This is a genomic window from Catenulispora acidiphila DSM 44928 (assembly GCF_000024025.1).
GTDB lineage: Bacteria > Actinomycetota > Actinomycetes > Streptomycetales > Catenulisporaceae > Catenulispora > Catenulispora acidiphila.
The window spans coordinates 1,761,650-1,777,275 of the sequence record NC_013131.1 but is presented as its reverse complement, the minus strand read 5'-3'; the positions used below and the strand labels follow the sequence as shown (position 1 = coordinate 1,777,275).

The 15,626-nt window shown below is 70.5% G+C and carries 15 protein-coding genes, 1 tRNA gene and 1 pseudogene; 5 read left to right on the top strand and 12 right to left on the bottom strand.

Annotated elements, in window-relative coordinates; genetic code table 11:
- Positions 1-186 precede the first annotated feature (186 nt).
- Complete coding sequence (locus tag CACI_RS07850; protein ID WP_012785788.1) at positions 187-705, bottom strand: GNAT family N-acetyltransferase; 519 nt, start codon at positions 703-705, stop codon at positions 187-189.
- A gap of 215 nt (positions 706-920) precedes the next feature.
- Positions 921-1,868 carry a methylenetetrahydrofolate reductase [NAD(P)H] gene (gene metF, locus CACI_RS07845; protein ID WP_012785787.1) on the bottom strand — a complete coding sequence of 316 codons (948 nt, stop codon included), beginning with the start codon at positions 1,866-1,868 and terminating at the stop codon, positions 921-923.
- Between the two features lie 90 nt (positions 1,869-1,958).
- Between metF and CACI_RS07840 the strand changes: the two genes are divergently transcribed.
- Positions 1,959-3,062 carry a polyprenyl synthetase family protein gene (locus CACI_RS07840; protein WP_012785786.1) on the top strand — a complete coding sequence of 368 codons (1,104 nt, stop codon included), beginning with the start codon at positions 1,959-1,961 and terminating at the stop codon, positions 3,060-3,062.
- 82 nt (positions 3,063-3,144) lie between these two features.
- Here CACI_RS07840 and CACI_RS07835 read toward each other — a convergent pair whose 3' ends face one another.
- The gene (locus CACI_RS07835) at positions 3,145-3,741 is read right to left on the bottom strand and encodes a histidine phosphatase family protein (protein ID WP_012785785.1); all 597 of its coding nucleotides are present in this window, start codon (positions 3,739-3,741) and stop codon (positions 3,145-3,147) included.
- Positions 3,742-4,266: 525 nt separating this feature from the next.
- Between CACI_RS07835 and CACI_RS07830 the strand changes: the two genes are divergently transcribed.
- Entirely contained in the window at positions 4,267-5,430 is a 1,164-nt protein-coding gene (locus CACI_RS07830) for a steroid 3-ketoacyl-CoA thiolase (RefSeq protein ID WP_012785783.1), read from the top strand.
- A gap of 81 nt (positions 5,431-5,511) precedes the next feature.
- On the opposite strand, the gene CACI_RS07825 is transcribed toward CACI_RS07830, so the two are convergent.
- On the bottom strand, positions 5,512-6,198 hold the full coding sequence (locus tag CACI_RS07825) for a pyridoxamine 5'-phosphate oxidase family protein (protein WP_049871983.1): 687 nt from the start codon (positions 6,196-6,198) through the stop codon (positions 5,512-5,514).
- A gap of 219 nt (positions 6,199-6,417) precedes the next feature.
- Between CACI_RS07825 and CACI_RS07820 the strand changes: the two genes are divergently transcribed.
- Positions 6,418-7,752, top strand: a complete 1,335-nt coding sequence (locus CACI_RS07820) for an aminotransferase class I/II-fold pyridoxal phosphate-dependent enzyme (protein WP_012785781.1) — start codon at positions 6,418-6,420, stop codon at positions 7,750-7,752.
- Between the two features lie 93 nt (positions 7,753-7,845).
- The gene (locus CACI_RS07815) at positions 7,846-8,301 is read left to right on the top strand and encodes a hypothetical protein (protein WP_012785780.1); all 456 of its coding nucleotides are present in this window, start codon (positions 7,846-7,848) and stop codon (positions 8,299-8,301) included.
- Between the two features lie 44 nt (positions 8,302-8,345).
- Here CACI_RS07815 and CACI_RS07810 read toward each other — a convergent pair whose 3' ends face one another.
- The 8 genes and pseudogenes from CACI_RS07810 to CACI_RS07775 all read right to left on the bottom strand — a co-directional run bounded on the left by CACI_RS07810 (position 8,346) and on the right by CACI_RS07775 (position 12,510).
- Positions 8,346-8,816 (bottom strand): hypothetical protein, encoded by a 471-nt coding sequence (locus CACI_RS07810; RefSeq protein ID WP_012785779.1) that lies wholly within the window; start codon positions 8,814-8,816, stop codon positions 8,346-8,348.
- 70 nt (positions 8,817-8,886) lie between these two features.
- Positions 8,887-9,636 (bottom strand): protein phosphatase 2C domain-containing protein, encoded by a 750-nt coding sequence (locus CACI_RS07805; RefSeq protein ID WP_012785778.1) that lies wholly within the window; start codon positions 9,634-9,636, stop codon positions 8,887-8,889.
- 4 nt (positions 9,637-9,640) lie between these two features.
- Positions 9,641-9,712, bottom strand: a tRNA-Val gene (locus CACI_RS07800).
- A 127-nt stretch (positions 9,713-9,839) separates the two neighbouring features.
- A complete protein-coding gene (locus CACI_RS07795; protein ID WP_012785777.1) occupies positions 9,840-10,541 on the bottom strand; it encodes a hypothetical protein in 702 nt (233 codons plus the stop codon).
- An 84-nt stretch (positions 10,542-10,625) separates the two neighbouring features.
- Positions 10,626-11,012 (bottom strand): hypothetical protein, encoded by a 387-nt coding sequence (locus CACI_RS07790; protein ID WP_012785776.1) that lies wholly within the window; start codon positions 11,010-11,012, stop codon positions 10,626-10,628.
- Positions 11,013-11,088: 76 nt separating this feature from the next.
- A pseudogene (locus CACI_RS07785) lies at positions 11,089-11,538 on the bottom strand (peroxiredoxin); the annotation flags it as partial.
- 205 nt (positions 11,539-11,743) lie between these two features.
- Positions 11,744-12,253 carry a DUF3052 domain-containing protein gene (locus tag CACI_RS07780; protein WP_012785774.1) on the bottom strand — a complete coding sequence of 170 codons (510 nt, stop codon included), beginning with the start codon at positions 12,251-12,253 and terminating at the stop codon, positions 11,744-11,746.
- Between the two features lie 35 nt (positions 12,254-12,288).
- Positions 12,289-12,510, bottom strand: a complete 222-nt coding sequence (locus CACI_RS07775; protein ID WP_012785773.1) for a DUF1918 domain-containing protein — start codon at positions 12,508-12,510, stop codon at positions 12,289-12,291.
- Positions 12,511-12,672: 162 nt separating this feature from the next.
- Here CACI_RS07775 and aceE point away from each other — a divergent pair, with 162 nt between their 5' ends.
- Positions 12,673-15,447, top strand: coding sequence for a pyruvate dehydrogenase (acetyl-transferring), homodimeric type (aceE, locus tag CACI_RS07770; protein WP_012785772.1), 2,775 nt, complete (start codon positions 12,673-12,675; stop codon positions 15,445-15,447).
- Positions 15,448-15,626: the final 179 nt, after the last annotated feature.

Below are 15,626 nucleotides of genomic sequence, written 5' to 3'. Positions count from 1 at the left end.
GTAGGGCCCGCCCTACCAATGGGGGCAAACCACCCCCAATTAGGAAGGGCCCGCGGCGGCCGCTCACGCTCAGAATCCCACCGTCGGCGCTGTCTGCGGCGGGAATCAGCGCTCGAATTGCGTCGAACGGGTGAGCGTCCCGGGCGTGTCGCTGGCGCAGCCCGACGGCTCCCGCGCCTCCCGCACCTACCGCGCCCCCGCCAGGGCCACGCCTGCGGCCGTCGGCAAGTAGGTCTCGCCTGTGAAGTCCCAGCCGGCGATTGCCTTGCGGTAGTGGATGACCTCGTGTTCCGCGCCGGTGCCGGTGCGGGTGTACTCGCGGTAGCCGGCGGCGGTGGCGAGGCGTTGGTTCTCCCACATCATGGCGTGGGTTTGGAGGCGGAGTTCGGGGAGCCAGAGTTGGCGGGCGTGGTCTTCGGCGAAGGCGAGGATGCGGCGGCCGGTGCCTCGGCCTTGGCGGTCGGGGGCGACGGCGAAGTTGTCGAGGTGGAGCCAGCCGTCTTCGGGGATGAGGGTCACGGTGGCGATGGCGGGGCTGCCGACGACGAACAGGCAGCCGCGGCGCATCAGGTGCGGGTAGTCGGCGTCCATCGGGGCGGGGCGGGCGCCGATGCGGTCGACGTAGTGGCGGTAGGCCGAGTGGGTGACGGCGTGGACCGCCGCGAGGTCCACCGGTACCGCGTATCGGACTCCGAGCGGCTGCATGTTCGTGCCTCTCCTTCTCCCGCCCCTGGACTGTTCCGCGGACTGTTCCTCGCAGGCTGGCACACGGAGTGGGGCGGGGTAGGGCGGATCAGGCGTCGTTCATCAGACAAGGTGACAGTGCTGGTGACTGGAGGAGTAGCTGGAGGAATAGCCGGAGGAGTAAGCCCTGGGGAGCGGCTAGTAGGGGCAGCTGGAGGGAGCAGTAAGGCGCGCCCTTAAGCCGAAAGCCGCATCCCCGAACTCTGCTCATGCCGCCGGTCCAACCCCAGGTTCCGATAGATCTCCAGCGTCGCCGTCGACATGTTCAGCGTGATGAAGTGCAGCCCCGGCACGCCCTCGGCCAGCAGCCGCTCGCACATCCGCGTCGTCCAATCGACCCCGACCGCGCGCACCGCGGCCTTGTCCCCCTCCACCGCCATCAGCGACCGCTCCAGGTCGGCCGGGAACGCCTGCCCGGTCAGCCCGGTGATCCGCTTGATCTGCGCGACGTTGGTCACCGGCATCACGCCCGGCAGGATCGGCACGTCGCACCCCGCCGCCGCGACCCGGTCCCGCAGCCGCAGGTAGTCGTCCGTCAGGAAGAACATCTGCGTGATCGCGAAGTCCGCGCCCCGCCGGCACTTCTCCACGAAGTGCGCCACGTCCGTGTCCCAGTCCGGCGAGCGCGGGTGCATCTCCGGGAAGGCGGCGACGCCTACACAGAACTCCCCCGACTCCCTTACCAAATCCACAAGTTCGCTGGCGTAGCTCAGCCCTTCGGGGTGTGCTGCCCAGTCCCCCAAGGGGTCGCCGGGCGGGTCGCCCCGCAGCGCCAGGATGTTGCGCACTCCGGCGTCCGCGTACTGCCCGATGACGTGCCGCAGCTCGGCGACGGAGTGGTCGACCGCTGTGAGGTGTCCCACAGGTGTGAGCGTGGTCTCCGCGGCGATCCGCTCGGTGGTCTCCACCGTCTTCATCCGCGTCGACCCGCCGGCACCGTACGTCACCGACACGAACGTCGGCGAGTACCCCTCCAGCCGCCGCAGAGCGCGCCAAAGCTGCTGCTCCTGGGCGTCGTCCCTAGGCGGGAAGAACTCGAAGGAGAAGGAGCGTTCGCCACGCGTCAACAGCTCGCGGACGGTGGCGGCCCGGTCCGGCCGCACGGAGGGTAGTCCCAGTGCCATGAATCCACCGTACTGAGCATGTCGCGCTTTGTGAGGTAAGGATGCCGGACGTCCCGAGACGCGAGACACGGGCCTAGCAGCACCGGCCGTATGGTTGTTCCCGTGAACCCCCTGGACCGCCACTCCTTGCGAACCCGAGTAGACGCCGCCCTGTCGGCGTTCCTGGACAGTCAGGGCGCGGCCCTCATCGCGATGTCGCCGGAGCTGGCGCCGCTGCCGACCGCGCTGCGGGAGTTCCTAGACGGCGGCAAGCTGATGCGCCCGGGGTTCTGCTACTGGGGATGGCGCGGAGTACTCGGCGACAGTGCGACCGCCCAGGAAGAGGAAGGCATAGTCCACGCCGCCGCTTCCCTGGAGCTGCTCCAGGCATCGGCGCTGATCCACGACGACTACATGGACGACTCCGACACCCGCCGCGGCATGCCGGCGATCCACCGCCGCTTCGCCGCCGCACACCGCGAGGCCGCCTGGGAGGGTTCGGACGAGCGGTTCGGGGCGGCGGCGGCCATTCTGCTCGGCGACGTCTGCCTGACCTGGTGCGATGAGATGTTCGCGGGCAACGGTCTGCCCGCGGAGCGCACTGCCGCAGCCCGCCGGTACTTCGACGTGATGCGCACCGAGGTCATGGCCGGGCAGTACCTGGACGTGCTGGCGCAAGCGCACGGTCTGGACGAGCCCGAGCGCGCGGCGCAGCGGGCGCAGACCGTGATCCGCTTCAAGTCCGCGAAGTACACGATCGAGCGACCGCTGCACGTCGGCGCGATGCTGGCCGGCGGCGGCAAGGACGTCATCGCCGCCTACTCCGCCTACGGACTGCCGCTCGGCGAGGCGTTCCAGCTGCGCGACGACGTGCTGGGGGTCTTCGGCGACCCGGCGGCGACCGGCAAGCCGGCCGGCGACGACCTGCGCGAGGGCAAGCAGACGCTGCTGGTGGCGCTGGCCGCGGCGCGCGCCGACAGCCCGGCGGCGATCAAGACGCTGCGCGCGGAGCTGGGGAACCCGGACCTGGACACGGCCGGGGTCGCCGAGCTGCAGGACATCATCCGCTCCACCGGGGCGCTGGACGACGTCGAGACGCGGATCGCCGCGCTGACCGACCAGGCGCGGGCGGCCCTGGACGCCGCGCCGATCGACGCGGAGGCCAAGACCGTGCTCGGGGAGCTGGCGGTCATGGCGACCGCGCGCAAGAAGTAGTACAGCAAGAAGTAGTACATCCGCGGCCTAGGCAGACCGCCAGACCCGCATCCCCGCGCGTCCCCGCGTCCCGGCATCCCCGCTAACCCTGCTGATTCAGCCCGTCCACCACCGGCCGCGCGTGCTCGAACCCGAGCCGCGACACCGCCGCGGTGTCCAGCCGGAAGAACCGTCCGCCGGTCGGCGGCAGCCCGAGCCAGCGGGCACACAGCACGCGCAGCACATGCCCGTGCGCGACCAGGCACACGTCCTCGCCCTCACCGTCGGCCAGCAGCGGCCGCACCCGGGTCAGGACCCTGTCCACGCGCGCGCCGACCTGCTCGATGGTCTCGCCGGGGTGCTCGTGGTCGCCGGGCACGATGCCGTCGTCCCACAGGTACCAGCCGGGGTGCTTCTCGTGGATCTCCTCGGTGGTGACGCCTTCGTAGCCGCCGTAGTCCCACTCCAGCAGGTCGGGGTCGGGGGTGGCGTCGGTGAGGCCGGCGAGTTCGGCGGTGCGGACCGCGCGGGTCAGGGGGCTGGTGTAGACGGCGCCGAAGCTACGGCCGGCCAGGAGTTTGGCGGCGGCGCGGGCCTGGTCCTCGCCGACGGTGGTCAGCGGCAGGTCGGTCAGGCCGGTGTGGCGCCCGGAGCGGCTCCACTCGGTCTCGCCGTGGCGGAGCAAGATCAGCTCAGACATGTCCCCGAGCGTAGCCGGACGCGGCGCGCCGCGCGTGGCGCGCCCCCTGGCGCCCCGGGTGGCGTAAGCCGGCCGGCCATTGACCCGGGCCGGATCTCCCTTTTGACTGGAAAGCGGCGGCATTGGCGGCTTGTGGCGGATCCCCGCCGCGCCGCCCGGACCGCCGCCAGCGAAGGAGGCGCTATGGCGAAGCAGTCATTGTCAGAAGTCCCTCAGACCCCGCTCGAAGGCATCCCGCCGACACCCGCCGGGAGCCGGGCGCTGCCGATCCTCATCCTGGAGCCGGAGGCAGGGAGCTGCAGCTGTGGCGGCGGCTGCAAGTGCGGCTGCCAGAGCGGTGGCAACTGCGCCTGCGGAGGCGCCTGCGGGTGCTGACCGATCCCGCGCGGTGACGCGGACCCCGAACGGGCCGCCGGAGGTCTTGAGGCTGATACAGATCTCCTCCGGCGGCCCTTTCCCTTGTCGCGGGATAGCTGTTACGTTCACGAAACTAGAACATGTATCAGTTTCGTGGGAGGCCCGTCCATGTCCGAAGCCGTCATCGTCGAGGCGGTGCGCACCCCGATCGGCAAGCGCAACGGCGAGCTGGCCAACCTGCATCCGGCCTACCTGCTCGGCGAGACCTACCGGGAGCTGCTGAAGCGGACCGGCGTGCCGGCCGACGCGGTGGAGCAGATCGTCGGAGGCTGCGTCACCCAGGCCGGCGAGCAGGGGTTCAACGTCGCGCGCACGGCGTGGCTGGCGATGGGCCTGCCGTACTCGACCGCCGCGACCACGATCGACTGCCAGTGCGGCTCCTCGCAGCAGGCGAACAACATGGTGGCCTCGATGGTCGGCGGCGGGACCGTGGACGTCGGCATCGGCTGCGGGGTCGAGGCGATGTCGCGCGTGCCGCTCGGCGCCAACGCCAAGTCAGGCTTCGGACGTCCGCAGCCCGACGAGTGGAACCTCGACATGCCGAACCAGTTCGAGGCCGCGGAGCGGATCGCGCGCAAGCACGGGATCGCCCGCGAGGACACCGACGCGCTGGGCGTCCTGTCCCAGGCGCGCGCCAAGCAGGCCTGGGCCGAGGGCCGCTTCGACCGCGAGGTGTTCGAGGTCCAGGTCCCCACCCGCGAGGAGGAGCGCGACGAGCACGGCATGTGGCGCGCGGTCGGCCGCGACCAAGGACTGCGCGACACCACCCAGGAAGGGCTGGCCGGACTGAAACCGGTTCTCCCCGACGGCATCCACACCGCAGGCACCGCCTCCCAGATCTCCGACGGCGCCGCCGCGGTGCTGTGGGCCTCGCGCGACACAGCGCGCGCCCTGGGCCTGCGCCCCCGCGCCCGCATCGTCGCGCAGGTGATGGTCGGCTCGGACCCCTACTTCCACCTCGACGGCCCGATCCCGGCGACCACCGCGGTCCTGGCCAAGGCCGGGATGACGGTCGGCGACATCGACCTGTTCGAGATCAACGAAGCCTTCGCCTCGGTGGTGCTGGCCTGGTCGCGCGCGCACCGGGTCGACATGGCCAAGGTGAACGTCAACGGCGGCGCGCTGGCGATCGGGCACCCGGTCGGCGCGACCGGCGCGCGCCTGTTCACCACGGCGCTGCACGAGTTGGAGCGCGCGGACAAGGAATACGCGCTCCTCACGATGTGCCAGGGCGGGGCGCTGGGGATCGCAACGATCATCCAGCGGATCTGATCGCGGCGGCCGGGCCTCGGCGCGCCGCCCTGGCGCTTCATCAGTGGTCTTCAGCGCTCTTCAACGCTGCGAGACTCAGTCTCAGTGCGCGTACCCGCACGCGTGCGAGCGCGTGTAGTGCTGCGCGTACTCCGGCGGCGCGATGCCCTCGAGCAGGTCCGGGCTGGGCTTGGCGACGCCGGCGGTGATCGCCAGCGGAATGGCTCCGGCCCAGTACGGCAGCTCCAGATCCGCCTCGTCGTCGGCGACCTGGTCGCCGCGCGCCTTCAGCGACACCTGCTCCAGGTCCAGCGCCAGGATCGCGGTCTGCGCCAACTCCTTGCGCGTGGGCTCGCGGGACTCGGCGGTGCGGCCGGGGGCGATGTGGTCGATCAGGGCACGCATGGCCTCCAGGCGCTCGGCGGGGTCGGCGACGACCCGGGCCGTGCCGTGGACCACCACGCTGCGGAACGCCATCGAGTGGTGCATCCAGCTGCGAGCCAGGACCAGCGCGTCGAAGAGGGTGACGGTGACGCTCACCTGCTCGCCGTCCAGGCGCGCGAAGCGGCCGCCGGTCGAGCCGTGCACGTAGAGCCGGTCGCCGGAGCGCGCGTGGACCGTCGGGAGGGCGACCGGGGCGCCGTCGAGGACGAAGGCCAGGTGGCAGACCAGCGCCTCGTCCAGGACCGCGTGGACGGCGGCGCGGTCGTAGCCGACGCGGCTCTGGTAGCGGGTGGCGGTGGTGCGCGGGGTCTGGTCGTAGGCGCCCTCGGCGCCGTGGCCGAACAGGCAGGCTTCGGTCTCGGCGTCACGGATCGGGGCGTCGGGGTTCGGCGTCCGGGTCGAGGTCAGAGCGGGAGTCGCGGTCTGAGTCGCACTCGGTATCGCGCTCGGTATAGCGGTAAGCGTCGGGCTCTGCGTCGAGATCTGCGTCAAAGGAGGCGTGGGGGTAGGCGTCTGGCGGGGAGCCGCTTGCGTCATTTTTCGTCCTAGTGCAAACTTGTCACTGTGGTAGTTCAAACACCCTCCCCGGCAGCGTACAAAATCTCCGGCCGGGGCGCCAGCCAGATCGCGGCGTCCATCGAGGCTGGCATCGCCGCCGGCGCCCTGCCGCCGGGCCAGGCGCTGCCGCCGATCCGGGACCTCGCGACCGAGCTCGGGGTGAACCCCAACACCGTCTCGGCCGCCTACCGCCTGCTGCGCGACCGCGGCGCCGTGGAGACCGCCGGACGCCGCGGGACCCGGGTGCGTGCGCAGCCAGCGACCGCCCCGCGCAACCTGTCCTTCCCGATCCCGCCCGGCGCGAAGGACCTGGTCACCGGCGACCCGGACCGCCGTCTACTACCGGAGCTGGTCTTCCCCAGCGGCCCGTCGCAGCGCCTTTACACCGGCGAGGCGATCCTGCCGGACCTGCTCGGTACCGCCCGCGCGCGCCTCGGCGCCGAGGGCGTCCCGGTCGGCGACCTGCTGCTGGCCTTCGGCGCCGGCGACGCCATCGACCGCGCGCTGTCCGCCCACCTGCGCACCGGGGACATGGTCGCCGTCGAGGACCCGGGCTGGGGCGCCGTCTACCGGCTGCTGCCGGCGATGAACCTGACCGCCGTCCCGGTCCCGATCGACGTCGAGGGCATGACGCCGCAGGGTCTGGCGGCGGCGCTGAAACGGGGCGTGCGCGCGGTGATCATCACCAGCCGTGCCCAGAATCCGACCGGCGCCGCGGTGTCCGCCGCTCGTGCCGAAGCTCTGCGTGCGCTGCTCGCCGCGTATCCCGACGTCCTGGTCATCGAGGACGACCACGGCGCCGACATCACCCGGCACCACCGCCTGCACACGCTGGCCGGCACGACCGAGCACTGGGCCCACATCCGCTCGCTGTCGAAGGCATACGGCCCGGACCTGCGCTGCGCGGTGGTCGCCGCCGACGGCATGACCGGCGGGCGGATGGCCGGGCGGCTCCGCCTCGGCGCGGGGTGGGTCAGCCAGCTGATCCAGGCTCAGGTCCACCGGCTGTGGACGGACGAGGCGGTCGAGGCGCAGATCATCGAGGCGGCTCGCACCTACACCGAGCGCCGCACGACCCTGGTAAACGCTCTCGCGCAACGCGGCATCGAGGCCTGGGGAACCACCGGAATCAACGTCTGGGTTCCGGTTCCGGAGGAAGCTGTCGTGGTCAGCGGCATGCTCGCCGCCGGCTGGGCCGTGGCGCCCGGCGCCTGGTTCCGCGTCGACAGCCCGCCGGGCATCCGCATCACCATCGCGAAGCTGGATCTGGCCGACGTCGAACCCCTCGCCGACGCCCTCGCCACCGTCCTGAACGCCTCGGGCTCGAACGGCTCAGTGTAGGAATTTCGCCCAACCTGTTCGCCCGTGGCGAACGCCGGAGGGGAGAGCCGTCGAACCCTTCTTTCCCCAGCGGCGGCGGCATACCGTGGCGGGGTGGGCGAATGGTGGTCGATCGAAGTCGCGGACGGCGAGTTCTCCGCGGCCTCTTGGAAGGACACGCACGGCCGTGACCTGATCCGCACCGCGCTGGAGTACGGCGCGGAGGACTGGGCCTGGGTCGAACGTCCCTGGGGTGTGGTGCTCGAGCTCTGCTTCCCGGAGGACATACCCGTGGGCGGCTGGTCCGCCTTCCGGGACGCGACGTTGGTCAAGGCGGCGCTGGACGCCGTCCCCGACCCGATCAACGGACTGCTGATGTATCCGGGCCGAGGCGGCTCCTCCGGCGCGCGCGTACCGCGCAAGCCGAAGCCGGCACCGGCCGCGGCGGCAGCAGCCCTGCCGGAACCCGATGTCAGCGACGAGGTGGTCCGCATCGCTTCCTCAGCAGCCGTGGAAGAGCTACCGGTGGGTCGCGGACGGTTCGTGTATCCGGCCTCAGCCGCGAGCTAGCTCTACAAGCCAGCCGCGAGCGACGATCCAAGCACGAGCTAGAGCTAGCGCCGCGCCCCGCGCCGCTTGATCAACGCCGCCGCCGACAGCGCGAACCCGGTGGCGGCGACCAGCTCGTGCGAGACGAAGCGGTTCGGCGCCTCGTCCTGGATGCGGCCGTGAAAGCGGTTCACCACGTCCGGCCACAGCTTGCGCTTGAAGATGATGTGCGCGGGCTTGTCCATGTCGGGCAACGCGGCGCCGACCATCCCGAGCACGACGGATGCGGCGAGCTTGTTGCGATCCGCCGCCGGAGCACGCCACACCGCGCGCGTGATCACACCCATCACCGCCAGCCCGGTCAGCCCGTCGGCGACCGCGACCCGCAAGAAGTGCCGCTCGCTCTCCCAGTCACCCCAATGCGGCAGCGAATCCAGCACGAAATGCGACGCGACCCCGATCGCGAACGCGGGCACCGGCCGCCGCACGGCCGCACCGACGACCGCTCCGGACAGGACGTGATTGGTCACCAGCATGTGCCCCACGCTAGCCCAGCGAAGATCCGGAAGCCCGGCAGGCTCGGCGCGGCCAGGGTCGGAAGCAGCGTCAGAAGCGGCAGAAGACCGCGGTGGCATCGTCATGGAGCTTGCCGCGATAGGCACCCGGCGGCGAGGCGAGCTCCTCGGCACGAACATCGGCGACCACGGCGCGCGGACCGTGCTCGTCCATGCGCTCCAGCAGGTCAAGCCACGAACGCCCGTACCGCTCGACCAAGCGCGTGACGCCGTCGGTCATCAACGCGGCACGAGTGACGTCGGCCAACGGCACGCTGCCGGCAATAGCTTTGTCCGCCGCCTCAGGCCGATTGGACGCGACCCAAAAACCCTCGTCCGTGTTACGCAAACGGCTGACGCCCTCGACGGAACGGTCGGTGAGGTAAGCCGTGCGATCATCATGCGCCACCACCAACTCGCCATCGCCACGCTCGACCACAACAGCCGAATCCCCCAGAACGATGTAGTCCACGAACTCCGCACCACAGCGCAAGATCGCGACCGTCGTCGAAGGACTATCGGGATTCCGAAGATCGCAGCCATCACCGTGATCCCGCATCGTCGCAACGATCCCCCCGCGAAGCACATCCACCAACCCCGCACCAAAATCCCGCACAAGCAGCCCCGCGAGATTCACCCCAAGCCGCGCAACCAACCACGGCACACCATGCACGCACCCCGACTCGACACCCACCGCCGCCGTCGCCCCGTCCAACACGATCACGAACCGCTCAGTCGCGAGCACGAAATCATCATTGGCCCGCAGCGACGACGCCGCCTGACAGGTGTAGCCGACTTCCATGGTGTGGGCACAGACAGGTTCGAACTGCCGACCGCTCGGGTGTAAACCGAGTGCTCTTCCGCTGAGCTATGCGCCCTTTGGGGGTCGCCGGGGCGACCCTCAAGAGGGAAAGAGTACCCGACCAGAGGGGGTCTCGCGGCCGGAGATTTCTGTGTGGGGGCTTGGTTCGGGGCGGTGGGTGGTTGCGGGAGCTGGTGGGGGTGTCAGCCCAGGCCCTTGGGTTGGCCGTCTTGCCAGCGCATGCCCCAGCCGTACATGCGGTCCAGTTCGGATTGGAAGCCGGTGGTGAATTGGACTTCGCGTTGGACGACCAGGTCGGGGCCGTGGCGGAGGAGGAGGGCTACGGCGCAGGATTTGGCTTGGGGGATGGGGTTTTCGAGCTTGATCTCTAGGGGGTTGCCGATGGCGGGGTGGAGGGTCACCTTGGCGTTGGCTCCGTCGAAGGCGCCTTGGTAGGCGAAGACGAAGATCAGGACGCGGCTCATCTCGTCGGAGTGGTCGAGGTTGACGAAGAGGTTCTCGCCTATGGCGCTGCCGCTGCGGTCGTCCTGGTCCAGGCGGATGTAGGGCGGGCGTTCGAAGTCGCCTCGGCGGTGGCCGAGGGCTTGGACCACGCCGCGTTGGCCGGCGGTGAACTCATACAGGCAGCCGAGGTCGAGGTCCACGAGGCGTCCGTGGCTGATCGGCGGGGGTTCCAGGCGGCGGGAGGAGAGTTTGAGGCCGCCGGTGGGGCGGGGGGTGGGGATCATCGGGAGCTGGTCCCAGATGAGGTTGACGCGCAGGGTGCCGGCGGCGGCTCCTCTGCTGGTGAGCGACTGGACCGGCCGGGCCGCCGTCATCTTCTCGACGCGGTTGCCCGCCTCGCCGTCGTCGGACGCCCTGATGATCATCCGGTTCAGGCGCATCGCGGTTTCCCCCTGCTCTGATGAAGTTGTCTGACATCCCTATCCGACTACAGTTTGCTACCCCGTGGGGGCTAGGCGGAACGCTCAGTCGGTCCTCTGGCCGAAATGGCGTTCCAGGGCCGCGTGGACGTCTTCGGACAGGGTGGTGACGCCGGTGCGGGACTCGGGGGCGGCCTCGGCGGCGGGTGCCGTCTCGGGGTTCGCGGGATTCGCGGAGTTCTGGGAGTTCTCGGAGTTCTCGGGGGTGACGTGGTCTTCGGCTCCGCAGTCCTTGCAGTGCGTGCTGCCGAGGGCGCGGGTCAGGCGGGGCGAGCCGCAGGCGGCGCAGTGGGCCAGGTCGGAGGTCCAGTCGCGGTCGCGCTGGCAGGCCGGGCAGATGAGGACCTGCTCGCCCGCGCGCACGCCCCGCCGCCACGGTGACGCGCCTCGGACCGGGTCGGTCTGGCGGGCGCCGCAGCGGTGGCAGGGCATGGCTCGGGGTTTCCTATGCGGTGAGTGTCGGGGTGGGCTCGCCGGCGGCGGTGCGCCGGCGAGCCGGATGGGTGTCTTATACGCCGGCCGCGGCGAGCGCCGCCCGGTAGTCGTCCAGTGAGCGGGCGTCCGCCAGGCCGTTCACCACGGTCCAGCGGACGACGCCCTCATGGTCGATCAGGAAGGTCCCTCGGACGGCGCAACCGCGCTCGGCGTCGAAGACCCCGTACGCGCGCGCCGCCCCGCCGTGCGGCCAGTGGTCGGCCAGCAGCGGGAAGCCGAAGCCGGCCTCGTCGGCGTACGCGCGCAGCGAGTAGAGCGCGTCGCACGACGCGGCGAGCACCTGGACGCGCTCGTTCTGGAAGTCCTCGACGCTCTCGTGGATCGCCTGCAGTTCCGAGCCGCAGACCCGGGAGAAGGCGAAGGGGTAGAAGACCAGCAGCACGGCCTGCTTCCCCCGGAAATCCGTCAGGGAGACGCTCTGCCCGTGCTGGTCGGTCAGGGTGAAGACCGGCGCCCGATCGCCGGCCCGGGGAGGCGGCGGCTGCTCGGCCCGGTCCTGCGAGCCCGGTTCCGAAGCGGGTTCGGGCCCGCCGGTTCCGAATCCGCCGGTACCGGGCCCGCCGGTGCCCGACCCGCTGCTTCCGACCGGGTCGGAGGGCACCGGGCTGCTGGGGGGATGGATGGAAGGACCGCCGTCAGGCGGTCCGTTCGGGGAGGACATATCGCCGCTAGTTCCCCGCGCTGTCGTCGGCCTTGGCTCGAACCGCGGACTTCGCCACCTTCGCGCCGGCCTTCGGGCTCACCAGCCGGGTTCCCGACCAGTCGGGACCGGCGCTGATGCTGGACGTCGCCGACAGCCCGGCGGTCGGCGCCGCCTCGCCGATCTCGCTGGGTTCCACGTGGCCGTCCCCCGTCTTGGGCGTGAGCAGCCAGATCGGGCCGCCGTCAGCCAGCGAGGTCAGGGCGTCGACCAGGTTGTCCACCAGGTCGCCGTCGTCCGTGCGGTGCCACAGCACCACCGCGTCGACCACGTCTTCGAAGTCCACGTCGACCAGGTCCGCGCCGATCGTGTCCATGATGGCCTGACGCAGTTCCTCGTCGCAGTCCTCGTCCCAGCCGAGTTCCTGCACCACATCGCCCGCCTGGAAGCCCAGGCGCACAGCCAGCGGGTTGGCGGCGGCCTGAACTGTGTCCGCGACCGCGCCCACGGAACTGTCCTCCTTCATGTCGTTCTGCATTCCCCTAGTCCATACGCCGGAAGCCCAAGACGCAACTACCCGTCGGACGGCGAGTCCGGCGCGGTGTCGCCGCCGGCGGCGCACTCGACCACCGCGTCGGGCCCCGGGAACACCAGTCCCTGGTGCCCGTCGTCGAACCGGACCAGGTAGGGAGGGGTGCCGGAGTCCCCCTTGACCTCGATGATCTCACCGGTGCGGTCCGCCTCGCCGACATGGGCGGCGTGGACATGAAGCCGATCTCCCACTGAAGCTCGCATGTCTCCAGTCGACACCGCACGGGGGGAGAACGCCACCCCTCGTGAGGCATATATCCTGGTTACCTACGAGTAGATGTGACGTCCATGGCATGCGCGTTAGACGATGGTGGACGATGTAACCACGAAGATCTACAAGATCTGTGTCTAGGTTGAAGGACGACAGTGGCACCCGGACAAGAGCGTTTCCCCATCATCAGTGACGGCCTGCCCACTCAGCTGCCGGACGTGGACCCGAACGAGACCGCGGAGTGGATCGAGTCCCTGGACTCCGTCGTCAACGAACAGGGCCGCCAGCGCGCGCGGTACCTGATGCTGCGCCTCCTGCAGGAGGCCCGCGCGAAACAGGTCGGCGTGCCGGGCCTGCGCTCCACGGACTACATCAACACGATCCCGCCGGAGGCGGAGCCGTGGTTCCCTGGCGATGAGGACATCGAGCGCCGGATCCGGGCGTTCATCCGGTGGAACGCCGCCATCATGGTGTCCCGGGCCAACCGCCCGGGCCTGGGCGTCGGCGGCCACATCGCCACCTACGCCTCGGCGGCGTCGCTGTACGAGGTGGGCTTCAACCACTTCTTCCGCGGCAAGGACCACGGCGAGTCCGGCGACCAGGTGTACTTCCAGGGCCACGCCTCGCCGGGCATCTACGCGCGGGCGTTCCTGGAGGGCCGGCTCACCGAGCAGCACCTGGACGGCTTCCGCCAGGAGACCTCGCAGGCGCCGTTCGGTCTGTCCTCCTACCCCCACCCGCGCCTGATGCCGGACTTCTGGGAGTTCCCGACCGTCTCGATGGGCCTGGGCCCGCTCGGCGCGATCTACCAGGCGCGGTTCAACAAGTACATGTACTCGCGCGGCATCGCCGACACCTCGCGCAGCCACGTATGGGCCTTCCTCGGCGACGGCGAGACCGACGAGCCCGAATCGCTCGGCGCGATCGGCCTGGCCGCCCGCGAGGAGCTGGACAACCTCACCTTCGTGATCAACTGCAACCTGCAGCGCCTGGACGGCCCGGTGCGCGGCAACGGCAAGATCATCCAGGAGCTGGAGTCCACCTTCCGCGGCGCCGGCTGGAACGTCATCAAGGTGATCTGGGGCCGGGACTGGGACCCGCTGCTGGCCCAGGACACCGACGGCGCGCTGGTGAACAAGATGAACACCACCCCCGACGGGCAGTTCCAGACCTACACGGTGGAGACCGGCGGCTACATCCGGGAGAACTTCTTCGGAGAGGACGCCCGGCTGCGCAAGATGGTCGCGGACATGTCCGACGACCAGCTGCGCACCCTCTCGCGCGGCGGCCACGACTACCGCAAGGTCTACGCGGCGTTCAAGGCGGCCCGGGAGCACACCGGCCAGCCGACCGTGATCCTGGCCCACACCATCAAGGGCTGGACCCTCGGGGAGCACTTCGAGGCGCGCAACGCCACGCACCAGATGAAGAAGCTCACCAAGGCCGAGCTCAAGAGCTTCCGCGACCGGCTGCACCTGCCGATCACCGACGCCCAGCTGGAGGCGGACCTTCCGCCGTACTTCCACCCGGGGGAGGACTCCCCCGAGATCCAGTACATGAAGGAGCGCCGCGCCGCGCTCGGCGGCTACCTGCCGCGCCGCCAGGTGCGCAACAAGCCGCTGATCCTGCCCGGCGACGACGTCTACGGGCAGCTGAAGAAGGGCTCGGGCAAGCAGGCGATGGCCACCACCATGGCCTTCGTCCGGCTGCTCAAGGACCTGATGCGGGACAAGAACATCGGCGCGCGGTTCGTGCCGATCATCCCGGACGAGGCCCGCACCTTCGGCATGGACTCGCTGTTCCCGACGGCGAAGATCTACTCCCCGCACGGCCAGACCTACGACGCCGTGGACCGCGAACTGCTGCTGTCCTACAAGGAGTCGACGCAGGGCCAGATCCTGCACGAGGGCATCAGCGAGGCCGGATCCACCGCCTCGCTCGTGGCCGCGGGCAGCTCCTACGCCACGCACGGCGAGGCCACGATCCCGGTCTACATCTTCTACTCGATGTTCGGGTTCCAGCGGACCGGCGACCAGTTCTGGCAGCTGGCCGACCAGCTCGGCCGCGGCTTCGTGCTGGGCGCCACCGCCGGGCGGACCACGCTGACCGGCGAGGGCCTGCAGCACGCCGACGGCCACTCGCACCTGCTGGCCTCGACCAACCCGGCGGCGGTCGCCTACGACCCGGCGTTCGCCTTCGAGATCAGCCACATCGTGCAGGACGGTCTGCGCCGCATGTACGGGTCCTCCGAGGAGCACCCGCACGGCGAGGACGTGTTCTACTACGTCACCGTCTACAACGAGCCGTACCAGCAGCCCGCTGAGCCGGCCGGGGTGGACACCGAGGGCATCCTCAAGGGCCTGTACCGCTACGCCGCCGCTCCAGACGGTGCCGCCGACAGGCCTAAAGCACAAATCCTGGCCTCCGGCGTCGGCGTCACCTGGGCCCTGAAGGCCCAGCAGATGCTGGCCGAGGAGTGGGGCGTGGCGGCCGACGTGTGGTCGGCGACCTCGTGGACCGAGCTGCGCCGCGACGCGCTCGCCGCCGACGAGCGCGCGCTGCTCTACCCGGAGGAAGAGGCGCGCGTGCCCTACGTCACGCAGATCCTCGGCGCCACCGAGGGCCCGGTCGTGGCGGTGTCGGACTGGATGCGCGCGGTGCCGGACCAGATCGCGCAGTGGGTGCCGGGCGACGCGACCGCGCCGCAGCGGTACACCTCGCTGGGCGCCGACGGCTTCGGCTTCGCCGACACCCGCGGCGCGGCTCGCCGGTTCTTCCACATCGACGCCGAGTCCGTGGTCACCGCGGTCCTGGCCCAGCTCGCCAAGCGCGGCGAGGTCAAGCGGGAGGCGCCGGCCGAGGCGATCCGCAAGTACCAGCTGCACGACGTGCGCGCCGCGGGCGCCGGTCCCACCGGCGGCGAGTCGTGAGCGCACGCTGACCGCACGGAAAAGCGTCCCCATAGCCGGCCGGCTATGGGGACGCTTTGCTTTCCGAACCGAAACCGCGTCTTGCGGAACCCCCCACGAGTTCCGCAAGACGCGTGAAGCCGGTCGTCGCAACCCCCGATGACAGCGGGCGGAACCCGCGCTCCGCCCCACGCAGCCGG

Excerpts from the sequence above, each read along its gene's own strand:
- CACI_RS07850 (WP_012785788.1), bottom strand. The coding sequence starts at position 705 with ATGCAGCCGCTCGGAGTCCGATACGCGGTACCGGTGGACCTCGCGGCG.
- metF (WP_012785787.1), bottom strand. The coding sequence starts at position 1,868 with ATGGCACTGGGACTACCCTCCGTGCGGCCGGACCGGGCCGCCACCGTC.
- CACI_RS07840 (WP_012785786.1), top strand. The coding sequence starts at position 1,959 with ATGGTTGTTCCCGTGAACCCCCTGGACCGCCACTCCTTGCGAACCCGA.
- CACI_RS07835 (WP_012785785.1), bottom strand. The coding sequence starts at position 3,741 with ATGTCTGAGCTGATCTTGCTCCGCCACGGCGAGACCGAGTGGAGCCGC.
- CACI_RS07830 (WP_012785783.1), top strand. The coding sequence starts at position 4,267 with ATGTCCGAAGCCGTCATCGTCGAGGCGGTGCGCACCCCGATCGGCAAG.
- CACI_RS07810 (WP_012785779.1), bottom strand. The coding sequence starts at position 8,816 with ATGCTGGTGACCAATCACGTCCTGTCCGGAGCGGTCGTCGGTGCGGCC.
- CACI_RS07805 (WP_012785778.1), bottom strand. The coding sequence starts at position 9,636 with ATGGAAGTCGGCTACACCTGTCAGGCGGCGTCGTCGCTGCGGGCCAAT.
- CACI_RS07795 (WP_012785777.1), bottom strand. The coding sequence starts at position 10,541 with ATGCGCCTGAACCGGATGATCATCAGGGCGTCCGACGACGGCGAGGCG.
- CACI_RS07790 (WP_012785776.1), bottom strand. The coding sequence starts at position 11,012 with ATGCCCTGCCACCGCTGCGGCGCCCGCCAGACCGACCCGGTCCGAGGC.
- CACI_RS07780 (WP_012785774.1), bottom strand. The coding sequence starts at position 12,253 with ATGCAGAACGACATGAAGGAGGACAGTTCCGTGGGCGCGGTCGCGGAC.
- CACI_RS07775 (WP_012785773.1), bottom strand. The coding sequence starts at position 12,510 with ATGCGAGCTTCAGTGGGAGATCGGCTTCATGTCCACGCCGCCCATGTC.